Raw genomic sequence first — 11,214 nt, forward strand, 5'->3', positions numbered from 1 at the left:
TTTACTACCAAACTTTGATATGTGAAACATCTTCCTGCTATGCGAGGTCAATACCGATTCGTTAGACACTGACACCGAGTGAAATAACGACAAAAGCCAAAATCAGATGATGACTTTGGCTTTTGGAGAATCACTCAATCACATCAGCCCAAGCAGCATGATGTTCAGGGGTTGTTATGCCGTTTTCAACTCGGATTGACGACGTAGTTTACTCAGCAGTGGCCACAACACTGAGATCACAGTGACCGCCAACAGCACCTGAGCAATACCGGACTGAACGAAAATACCCATTTCCTGGTTGGAGATTCTAAACGCCTGACGGAACGACTGCTCCATCTGGCTGCCCACAATCACCGCCAGAATCATAGGCGCAGTCGGGATATTCACTTTATGCATCACCATTCCCATCACACCCAGCACAATCAGAATGTAGAAATCGACGACCGCACTACTGATTGCATAGCAACCAACAAAAGCCAGACCCAGCACTATCGGGTAAAGAACGTTGGCAGGAATCGCCAGCATACGTACCAGGATCCCAGCGAGAGGAATGTTGACAAATGCCAGAATAATGTTGGCAATAAACAGGCTGGCAATCAGGCCCCAGGCGGTATCCGGATGTTGGGTAAACAGTAAAGGTCCAGGCTGGATACCCAGCATCAGGAGTGCACCCATCATCACAGCCGTTGTACCTGAACCGGGAATACCCAAAGACAACATAGGGATCATCGCGCCGATAGAGGCTGAGTTATTCGCCGACTCCGGCGCTGCGAGCCCTTCTATCGCACCATGGCCAAACTCTTCCTTGTGCGGAGAAAGCTGCTTTTCATTGTTGTAGCACATCAAAGAAGCCATGGTGCCGCCCGCGCCTGGCAACGCGCCGATGATAAAACCAACCGGTGCACTACGCAGAATCGGCCATTTCGAGCGACGCCAGTCATCTTTGCTGATCCAGATACGTTTAAACTTAGTCTGCGCTTTTTTACTGCCATCACTCAGCGCTTCCATACTTTTCATTACTTCGCCCAAGGCGTAGATACCGATAATCACCACCAGAAAATCAACCCCGGTCTGCAGTTCAAGCACACCAAAGGTGAAACGGCTTAATCCTGACTGAGCGTCAATGCCCACGGTCGCAATGGCCAGGCCAATGGCCATAGAGAGGAAACCTTTTAGCATGTTGCCTTTCGACATGGACACGGTCATCGACAGTGCCGCCAGCATCAGCATAAAGTACTCGGCAGGTCCGAATCGAATCGCAAAATTTGCGACTGGCTCAGCCAGGAAGGTCATTAATACCGCGGCTATCGTGCCACCAATCAAAGACGCAATCGCCGAGATCGCCAGCGCCGATTCCGCCCGGCCTTTCATCGCCATCGGATAACCGTCAAACGTCGCCGCCAGTGCCGCGCCGTCTCCCGGAGTATTGATAAGAATCGAGCTACGGGAACCACCAAACATCGCGCCCATGTAGATACCCGTCATGGTGATCAGTGATGCCGTCGGTCCCATGGCATAAGTCATCGGTAGCAGTACTGCCACACCGGTTGCAGGTCCAAGGCCAGGTAACATACCAATAATGGTGCCCATCACCCCACCCAGAGTGATCAACATTAAATAATATGGCTGTAGAGCAATTCCGAATCCATTCAGAAGGCTAGCAAAAATATCTGTCATACCCTGGCTCCTTAGCTAAACATCAGAGAGGTCGGCAGATTAATTGCCAACAACTCACTAAAAATAAAATAGATACCGGTCGAGAACAGTACCGCGATCAATAACGAACGTTTCCATGCCCCGACACCGCTGGTAATAAGCAGCATCGCGAACATAAATATCGCCGTGCTTAGCATGTAGCCGGCATGCTCAAAAATTAGCGCGTAGACAAAAGCCGCTACACAGCTCAAAACAATCCGATAACGGTGTGTCTTACGTTGCGCGTGCTGCGCAATAAACTCTTGCACTGCTGCCACTGATGGTGCAACACGCCCGTTGATAATCAGCAGAATGCCAATCACAATCGTCAGCGCGGCAATCGCCAATGGCATAAAAATGGGTTCCCACGGGTTACCAAACATGGGCCGTGGTAACAAATAGGCATAGCCGCCATAGCCCAGACCAAACAAAATACTGACCACGCCGGTCAGTCCGTCCCAGTTTGCAGGCTGTGTTTGTTTGTTCATGTTAATGAAGTCCTTATTCCAGCTGAAACATAAAGGGCAATTCCCTTTATCAATCTGTTGGCTCCTTACCTGGAGCCAACAGCTATTGTTGTAATAATTTTTATCGGAACACTTCTTGGATCAGTGTTTTGTATTGTTCATTGGTCGCAGAGAGAAATTGCTCAAATTCAGCCTGATCCTGATACGCAGCTTCCCAGCCATTACGTTTCATCGCGGCTTTCCACTCGGCAGTTTCAGTCATTTTCTGCAGTGCATCACGCCAGTAATCCACCGCCTCTTTTGGCATATCTTTTGGCCCGAACAAACCACGCCAGTTTTCAAACGTGACATCGATGCCCTGCTCTTTCACGGTCGGGATCTTAGCCATCGCTCCCTCGCCAATGCGTTTGTCAGCTGTTTGTGCCAGTGCGCGCAGCTTACCGCTTTCCAACAGACCCGCGACATCACCAAGCCCGGTCGAAATCAGATCAATGTGACCACCCAGTACCTGAGCAACGACGCCACCATCCTGGAAAGAAACGTAATCGATATCTCTCAGGTCTTTAACGCCCGCGGCTTTAGCCACCAGCAGGAACTGAATGTGGTCCATAGAGCCCGCGGTGGAGATGCCACCAATTTTGATCGACTTAGGATCCTTCTTGAGAGCGTCCATCACCTGATTAATCGAGGTGTAAGGCGAATCTTGCGGCACAACAAATGCGGCATAATCAGAAATCAAACGCGCCAAAGGCGTGGTGTCTTTGTAACTATATGGCGTCATCCCCGTCAGATTGGTCAGCAGAATTGGCGGAGAATAGACCGAGATCAAATCGCCTTTGCCTTTTTGAGTTTGCATGAACGTCAGGTTAACGGCACCACCACCGCCAGGACGGTTAATAACCGGCAGATTTGAGCTGACAAGGTTCTCGTCTTTCAGTGTTTTGGCCACGGTACGAATGGTTAAATCCCATCCGCCACCTGCGCCGGCAGGTGCGACCATATTAACGGTTCTTGGCGGGTAATCATTGGCAGATGCCGAAGACATTGCACCCAGTGTAGTGGCAGCAATCAGCAGGTGTGCAAAAGCAAATGTTAGCTTTCTCATAGCGCTATCCTTTAATTATTTTGTATTTGGGAATCCATTCATGAGCAACACGCAGGTAACAGTACCTCACCCGCGCGCTTCATTTATTGAGCAGATAGGTTGGACAGTGTGGCAAGCAGCGACTAAGTCCACAGCGAGAACCTGAACTGCTGCAAGCCTGACGATACTAATTAACAATTCGGTAATTTGTTGCGATAAAGGGCAACATTCGCGTGGCAAATAATGACGCTTATGGTTTTTATGGTGTTAATTATTTGCGCCAGATTTTGCGGGCGATATGGCCGAGGTGCTGGCAGCGGAATAAAGATTCGGCGGGCCTATACTTCGAGCGTACAAATCGGCTAAGGCTTGTAATGGAAAGCGTAAACGATATCGGGAAGATGCAGACGTGAATGCCGCTGCGGTCAGAAATTGAAGTGCATTCGAGCAAATGAAATGTATTAGTGCAGATGAAGCAACAGCAACGATAACCAACTGCCACAGAGAAAAACTCACACTTCAGAAACGACAAAACCCGCTAAAAAGCGGGTTTTGTAAGAAATTTTGGTGCGTCCGAGTGGACTCGAACCACCGACCCCCGCCATGTCAAGGCGATACTCTAACCAGCTGAGCTACGGACGCACACTGCATGTTTATACACTTGCTGAGTGTTTTCTCATGGTGCGTCCGAGTGGACTCGAACCACCGACCCCCGCCATGTCAAGGCGATACTCTAACCAGCTGAGCTACGGACGCTTTCCCTGAGAACGAGATGGATATTAACGACAGATTTTCATGCGTGCAAGTCAAATTTCTTTATTTTTGAATCGATTGGCTTTTCTGTAGACACTTTGTTGATTTTTTACCCCAACAGCGTGTCATTAATTGAGTTTTATCATATTAAAACAGTGGGCGCTGTGCTGAAGCAGCTCTCCTTTTGTGACTTTAATTCAACAAAACTCTTGATTGCTACCTACTTAGAGGTAGTATAAATTTTTATTGGTCGCTAAACGCACAATTGAGACAAAAGAACATGGATTCACGGTTGTTTGATCACTCGCACACACTACGAAGCTCTGTTCTGGCTGGTTTGAGTCTATTCTTGTTCGCAGTCGCACTGGCTTTCTCCTGGTTATACTTCAACAAACAGGAGTTTGTGCTCGCTTCAATTTACCTGTTTTTCACTCTTTACTCGCTGTACGTGTCCCGCCTTGCTGCACAGCGTAAGCACAAACATCGTCACATCCAATGTTACGTTTACTTAATGATGTTTATCATCTGCATCAGCACCTACCTGCAACCTTTAGCAGATGGCCTCTATTTGTGGACGATCTTCTGCCCGATAGTGCTCTATGCCCTGCTCGGCCTCAACCAGGGCCGCCTTATGTCGGGCATTGTCCTGCTTGCTCAGGTTATGAGTGTCTACGATGACGTGATTCAGGTTTCGGCTTTAAATGCATTGACCACCATGGTCAACTTAATCTTGTGTTACTGCGGGGTCTGGATTGTTTCACATCGCTACGAATTCAACCGCGAGAATATCGAGAACTCTCTGACTTACCTCGCATCACGCGACGCTCTGACCGGGGCCCATAATCGCCTGTCACTGCGAGCGGCCTTTAACCACTTTGAGAAGCATCGCAGCAGCGTAGATTCACTCAGCCTTCTGCTGATTGATTTGGACTACTTTAAACAGATTAACGATCAGTACGGACATGATTCCGGTGACAAGGTATTAATAGAAACAGCCCAAATACTGGCCAATGTGGTGGGCGAAGATAATTTGTATCGTATCGGCGGCGAAGAATTCTGTGTCACTCTGTTTGATACGGATCTCGAACAGGCGGAGAAGATGGGTGAGCGCCTGCGCAGCGCAGTTGGAACCCATTTATTCTACTATCGCGAGCAGACAATTCACTTAACCTTAAGTGTGGGCATTTGTGAGTATCAGGCCGGAGATAAACTGACCGATTTGATCAAGTTGGCGGATAAAGAGCTCTACCGGGCAAAACATAACGGACGCAATCAGGTTCGTATTTGCCAGACGGTCGAATGTGCCGAGTGCCAACCGCAAGCTGAATCAGGTTAGTGATTCTGCGTCTTCCCCATCATCATCCAGTTCAAATACCACATTGTAATTTTCTGTATAAGTACAGTGTGGCTGACGGCTGCAGGTAAAAAATCGACGACCTTTGAACTCGCCCTGACTGGCCACTTTGATGTTCATCGGGCTGCCACAACGTTTACAAAAACGAACTTCTTTGTCGGTTTCGATCAAGTCAATATGCGCGGCGAGTAACCGGCGCAGTTTGCCCACTTGATAGCTGTAACGGATATTGGCACCGATTAAAGGGATATTTGCCGTCTTACATACCTGCATCAGCAACTTTTCTCGTTCAACCTTAAGCTTGGTCAGCTCCTTGCCATCATCGAGTTCCACAACCACGCGCGGCTCCAATGTTCTGGCATCACACACCAGGAAATTAAACTGGCTGCGGGCCACCCGGTGGTTGGCAATAAACCACTGCTTCTTATTCAGACCTTTTGAAGGGGTAACCACCTGGGTCATACTGACTTTGGTCAACACAATTCCGTGCTCTCCTACTGCAGCGGTTAATGCGTGATAAAACGTGCTTTCTGCGCTAGTCAAAACTGGCCCTTTACGACGGTAAGCGTAACTTTTGCTGTCATCATGGCGAATCACGTACTTTTGAATCACCACAAAAAAGACCACCAGCAGTGCCACAATGATGAAGATATTAGTCATGACGTTCCTTTAACCGCTATAAAATTCAAGCACTGCTCCCAAAGCCTGAACGATAAAATATCATCCCCGAACTCACCACCATCACTATTAGATTCGGAAGCTAACTCTTTCATAGATAACTGATGTTTTCCCGAAAGGCCAGCAGATTTCTCCGATTTTGCAGAATGTGTAAACCTGACACTAAGTTCCTTGAGCTATCTCCAGTCCAGAGAACTATCTCAAAGCCGAAAAGCGCTCGCGAAGCCACACAACTATGGTGAAGCGGCCAAACTAACAAGAAGACCCGCCAATGCGGGCCCCAATCACTCAACAAAACGCAATAAGCTTAGCCGCGCCCCGTCATTACTGTGACGATTCATGTCACATTGCTGGCTCGCGCTTTAGCTCAGGTCGGAAGACTTAACTGAAGATTAAACCGTCCATTAAGGATACCAGCTTGCCAATTTGTGGTTTGGTAATGGTGTCATTGGCTCCGAGCGACAAAGCTTTGGTACGGTTGTCGTCACTCATCAGAGACGAGAACATCACGATGGGGGTGTTACAGTACGCTTCGGTATCGCGTAATCGCTTCAGTAAATGCATTCCATCCATGCGCGGCATTTCCACATCAGATACAATCGCATCAATAAGCTCACTGACCGCCAGATTTTCTTCTTTTGCGATACGCTCGACGTCCATCAATTTCTCATGCGCTTCACCACCATCTTTGCTGGCAATAACGTTATAGCCAGCAGTACTTAACGTATCTTGAATCAGACTGCGGATGAATGCTGAATCATCGACCACCATCACCGTTTTCGCATTACGCTTACTGACCATGGTCTGATTCAGGTTGACCGAGCGGTCAACTTTCACATCATACTTCTCCATACTCAATTCTGGATTGATGTCAGCAATAATCTTCTCGAAATCGAGGATCATGATCAGCTTGCCTTCTTTACGCACCACAGCAACCACACAGTCCTGTTCACCTGACTCCAGAAATTGACTCGGAGATTCGACATCATTCCAGGAAATACGATGAATGCGGCTGATGCTGTCAATCAGGAAGCCATTGGTCATGCGGTTAAAATCAGTCACAATCACATATTTGTTGCTGTTTACCGAACTGGTCGGTACACCGAGCCAACCGGCCAGATCCACTAACGGTGTCAAAATGTCGCGTGAAGAGAACACACCAATCATATGAGGCTGAGCATTGGGATAGTCGGTGGTGTCCGGTACACGGATCACCTCTCTGACTTTGGCGACGTTAATGCCGTAATAACAGGTTTTGGTTTCGCCATTTGCCAGTTGTTTTTCGAGATGAAATTCAATTATTTCTAATTCGTTGGTACCGCTTTCAAGAAGAATGTTACTGCTAGGGTTACTCATATTGGTCACTTCAGTTAGGCAAGTTATCGGTATTTGTCTAAAATGGCCTGATATAAGTTCACGCCATCTGTACCGGAAGTATCCCTAATTATATCAATCCCTTTTTGTAAGTCATTCACCAACTGCTGATCTATTTCTTTATTGAAGGCGAAATAGAGTAAGCCTTGCTGCAAAACAAAAATTGTCGCCAGATCTTCTGCCTGGTAGCCCGACCTGATAGCCCACCAGTGCGTCGCCTGTTCGTTATAGGCGATAAGATCGATACGGTTTTTGAGCAGCAATTCGGTCAGCACGCCGACATTGGCCGCTTCCTGCATCAACTCTCGCGGGATGCCGAGTTGGAGCAGGAGCTGTTCACCGACATCATCCCGGATAACGCCGATGCGATATTTCGCCAGGTCAATGGGCTGGTCAATTTTTATTTTGGTGTCACTGCGAGCCAACACGGAAACCCGGATTTCCCCTATCGGTCCGACCCAGTTGAACAGGGATTCGCGGTGCTGAGTCCGGGTTGTAGAAAACAGAACCGAACCGGGTTTGAGCAACACCGAGCGATAAGCTCTCGGCCAGGGCTGCATGACAATTTGCTCACTTGAAACTTCACGGCCAACTTGCTGGCTGGCCTGTTGCAACAAATCCACTGCAATGCCGGTAATCTGGCCATTATTTGAAAAATTATAAGGCGGGTACTCTTCAGTGTAGAAAGTCAGCTCACTCATATCCGCAGCTGATGACACAGACCAGACCAAAACCGACACAACAGCCGACTTTGCTAACCGTTTCGTTATTCTCATTCTGATACCCTTGCGACTCTACTGAACTTTAACGCTAGATGAGTCAGATGGGCTTAGACGAGAGCAAGGTCGCAAAAATTCTACTCTGCAATGACTGGCTGTCCGATTGACCTCATATTCGAGTGACTTTCTTATAGCTGCGCTCAGGACGGCCCACAGAACCATAACGGACATCCGCTTCCAGCTCTCCCGAACCAATCAAATACTCAAGATAGCGTCGTGCGGTCGTGCGGCTGGCCCCTATTTTCTCACCGGCCTCATCGGCTGTGAGAGTGACAGAATCGGCGAACAACTGGCGGATTTTATCCAGCGTTACACTGTCTATGCCTTTCGGTAACCGCGAGGCTGACATATCCTGCTGAGCAGAAGAGGTTAACATCTTATCCACCAGTCCCTGATCCAAGTCGGCCAATTTTCCCAACTCAACCTGACGTGCCAAATACTTTTTCAGGGCCGTTTCCAAACGAGGAAACATCACGGGTTTGAGCAGATAATCGACCACACCGCCGCGCATCGCCTGCTGCAGTGTTTCCACATCACGCGCCGCGGTAATTAGGATCACGTCACAGCGGGCATTACGGTTGCGTACCCACTGCAGAATATCCAAGCCCGTGCCGTCCGGCAGATAAACATCCAGTAACACTAAATCCGGTTGCAGCACTTCTAACTGCATCTCGGCTTCCGCTTGTGAGGTTGCAATCCCGACCACATCAAAGCCACCCGTCTGGTTAAGATATTTATGATGCAACTGAGCGATCGCTACATCATCTTCAATGATCAATACCCGGGTTGTCATAGCAGTTCTTCCTTGGGCAGATAAACCGTCATACGTGTTCCATATTCTTTGTCATTACTATACATCTCTAATTGACCCTGATAGCGATCAGATAACTGCTTGACCAGATACAATCCAACCCCCCGGTTATACTTCGCTTTACTCGATACCCCTTTTTGCAGCAACAGCTCCGGGCTGAAATCCTGAGGCAAACCACAACCCTGGTCTTCAACCTCAAGTATGATTTCATTGCCGTAGTCGCTGATCGAGACATCGATAACACGCCTCTCCTTTGGAAAACGTTGCGAGTGGCGTATCGCAGTCAGTGTCGCATCAAAGGCATTGTCTATCAGGTTGCCCAGAATAGTCACTATGTCTTCCGCGTTGATATAACCCGGTAAACAGGCCAGATGCGAGCCATCATCGACATTAAGCTCCAGGCCAATCTCACGCGCTCGCTCTGTCTTACCCAGCAGCATACCGGCGATCAACGGGTCTTTAATCGTTTCACGCAGAAACTCGATCAAACTCTGGTAATGGGCGGTTTCCTGACCAATTAGCTGCTGTACCGCCTCCAGCTCTCCCATTTGCACCAGTCCACTGATGGTATTGAGTTTATTGCGATGTTCATGAGTTTGAGAGCGCAGCATTTCTGCGTACTCTCTGGTCTGGGATAGCTGCTCCGTAAGCTCGTTGATCTCACCACGCAAACGAAAGCTGGATACCGCCCCGACCACTCTGCCTTCAACAACAATCGGACTTCGGTTGGCAATCAAACGCTGTTTGTTGAGATACAACTCGATATCATGGTCTATGGCCCCGGTTTCCAGCACTTTGTACAGATCGCTATTGGGTAATGAGTCGGTCAACAAGCGATTAATGGCCTTATCGCGGTCGATACCTAAAATGTCACAGGCGCTTTTATTAATTGAACGCAATACGCCTTTATCATCAATACTGAGAATACCCTCTCTGATCGTACTCATGGTGACATCCAACTCGACATACAGACGGCCAATCTCCTCCGGCTCAAAGCCCAGAATCGCCTTTTGAAAACGACGTGACACATAACTTGAGACAATACCATTGGCAATTAACACCAAAAAGGTGATCGCGATAAGGTACGTCAGAAATGGTTCGATCCTGTCTTGTAAACGAGCGAGCAGATACCCCACCGAAACAACGCCGATCACCTGGCCGTTGCTGTCAACTACCGCGGCCTTACCGCGCACCGACTGCCCCAGAGAGCCCTGTGCAAACGAGATGTACTCTTCACCGCCCAGCAAAGCGCGCTCATTATCACCGCCTACCATTGGCTTACCGATTCTCGCGTCAATCGGATGAACAATCCGCATCCCTTTATCATCACCAATCACGATGAAAGTGGCGCCGATCAATTGGGTTAAATCGCGGAAACGTTGCTGGATCTCATCAGAGTCATCCGCACGTTGAATAACGTCAATCACTATCGACGAGCGGGCCAGAAACGAAGCCACGCCCAGAGCCTTAAGCCCCATCTCTTCTTCCTGAGAATGTTTGATGTAGGCAAAGCCGGCGGCGACCAAGACCAACAACTCAATCAAGCCGGACAATGTCATTATAATCAGCATACGTTTGCGAAAGCTGATATCGTTCCATGTCATGAATATCTCCCTGTCCGCCCAAAACTAACACTAATTTAACAAAGGTGCGAAAGCGGGTTCGATAACTGTGAACACAGCGTGTGTTAGCAACTTGCTCATTTTAGTGACAAATTTTCATACATCCTCGCCAGCATCAAATTGAGTAAAAAATCATCAACAACTGGATTTTTTTGCAACAATAAAACATGACATAGATCACATGCGATTTGGTTTTTTTTAGCCTGTAGAGGTTCATTCGGTCATATACTGATTGGGCAGTGAGGGCAGAAACGTTGCAGGCAGGGCCAACATAATAATTAACTCAATCCTGGTTTGTCGCTTGCGCTACTATCGTAAGAAGGATACTCACCATGGAAAGAGATGCGTTTGGAATATGTTTGTCGCAACAAATGCTGGCCGAGCACCTGCAGTCAACTTTTACTCATGTTCGTGCTTACGGATCAGAGCAGCAGGATGATCTGCAAGTCGTGCTATCGATACCGCAAATGACAGGACAAGATCTGCTCGATACCATTCAAAGCACAGAAGAGCTGGTGTGGCGCGCCGACTTTCACTGTCCCGGACGATGAGCCTGTCTACAAGCAGAAACAGGACTGGGTTCCTCAGCAACGATAG

At 48.3% G+C, this 11,214-nt stretch carries 10 protein-coding genes and 2 tRNA genes; 2 read left to right on the forward strand and 10 right to left on the reverse strand.

Features of this window, described 5'->3' with window-relative positions; translation table 11 throughout:
* Positions 1–174 precede the first annotated feature (174 nt).
* From E6C74_RS18405 to E6C74_RS18425, 5 genes are all read right to left on the reverse strand, one after another.
* Positions 175–1,677, reverse strand: coding sequence for a tripartite tricarboxylate transporter permease (locus E6C74_RS18405; protein WP_136487515.1), 1,503 nt, complete (start codon positions 1,675–1,677; stop codon positions 175–177).
* An 11-nt stretch (positions 1,678–1,688) separates the two neighbouring features.
* On the reverse strand, positions 1,689–2,183 hold the full coding sequence (locus E6C74_RS18410; protein ID WP_136487516.1) for a tripartite tricarboxylate transporter TctB family protein: 495 nt from the start codon (positions 2,181–2,183) through the stop codon (positions 1,689–1,691).
* Between the two features lie 100 nt (positions 2,184–2,283).
* Positions 2,284–3,267 (reverse strand): tripartite tricarboxylate transporter substrate binding protein, encoded by a 984-nt coding sequence (locus E6C74_RS18415; RefSeq protein ID WP_136487517.1) that lies wholly within the window; start codon positions 3,265–3,267, stop codon positions 2,284–2,286.
* Positions 3,268–3,811: 544 nt separating this feature from the next.
* Positions 3,812–3,888 (reverse strand) — tRNA-Val (locus E6C74_RS18420).
* A 37-nt stretch (positions 3,889–3,925) separates the two neighbouring features.
* Positions 3,926–4,002 (reverse strand) — tRNA-Val (locus E6C74_RS18425).
* Between the two features lie 277 nt (positions 4,003–4,279).
* Between E6C74_RS18425 and E6C74_RS18430 the strand changes: the two genes are divergently transcribed.
* The gene (locus E6C74_RS18430) at positions 4,280–5,335 is read left to right on the forward strand and encodes a GGDEF domain-containing protein (protein WP_168797058.1); all 1,056 of its coding nucleotides are present in this window, start codon (positions 4,280–4,282) and stop codon (positions 5,333–5,335) included.
* Here the strand turns inward: E6C74_RS18430 and E6C74_RS18435 are convergent.
* The 5 genes from E6C74_RS18435 to E6C74_RS18455 all read right to left on the reverse strand — a co-directional run bounded on the left by E6C74_RS18435 (position 5,327) and on the right by E6C74_RS18455 (position 10,599).
* Positions 5,327–6,013: a DUF2726 domain-containing protein gene (locus E6C74_RS18435; protein WP_136487518.1), complete on the reverse strand. Its 687-nt coding sequence runs from the start codon at positions 6,011–6,013 to the stop codon at positions 5,327–5,329. The two genes, E6C74_RS18430 and E6C74_RS18435, sit on opposite strands and share 9 nt — an antisense overlap.
* 399 nt (positions 6,014–6,412) lie before the next feature.
* Positions 6,413–7,387, reverse strand: coding sequence for a chemotaxis protein (locus E6C74_RS18440; protein WP_168797059.1), 975 nt, complete (start codon positions 7,385–7,387; stop codon positions 6,413–6,415).
* Positions 7,388–7,410: 23 nt separating this feature from the next.
* Positions 7,411–8,106: a transporter substrate-binding domain-containing protein gene (locus E6C74_RS18445; protein ID WP_136487520.1), complete on the reverse strand. Its 696-nt coding sequence runs from the start codon at positions 8,104–8,106 to the stop codon at positions 7,411–7,413.
* Positions 8,107–8,293: 187 nt separating this feature from the next.
* Complete coding sequence (locus tag E6C74_RS18450) at positions 8,294–8,977, reverse strand: response regulator (RefSeq protein WP_136487521.1); 684 nt, start codon at positions 8,975–8,977, stop codon at positions 8,294–8,296.
* Positions 8,974–10,599 carry a sensor histidine kinase gene (locus E6C74_RS18455; RefSeq protein ID WP_136487522.1) on the reverse strand — a complete coding sequence of 542 codons (1,626 nt, stop codon included), beginning with the start codon at positions 10,597–10,599 and terminating at the stop codon, positions 8,974–8,976. Before E6C74_RS18455 ends, E6C74_RS18450 begins: the two co-directional genes overlap by 4 nt.
* A 350-nt stretch (positions 10,600–10,949) precedes the next feature.
* Between E6C74_RS18455 and E6C74_RS18460 the strand changes: the two genes are divergently transcribed.
* On the forward strand, positions 10,950–11,168 hold the full coding sequence (locus E6C74_RS18460; protein WP_136487523.1) for a hypothetical protein: 219 nt from the start codon (positions 10,950–10,952) through the stop codon (positions 11,166–11,168).
* Positions 11,169–11,214 lie beyond the last annotated feature (46 nt).

Source organism: Vibrio sp. H11 (assembly GCF_004804295.1).
Lineage (GTDB): Bacteria > Pseudomonadota > Gammaproteobacteria > Enterobacterales > Vibrionaceae > Vibrio > Vibrio ostreae.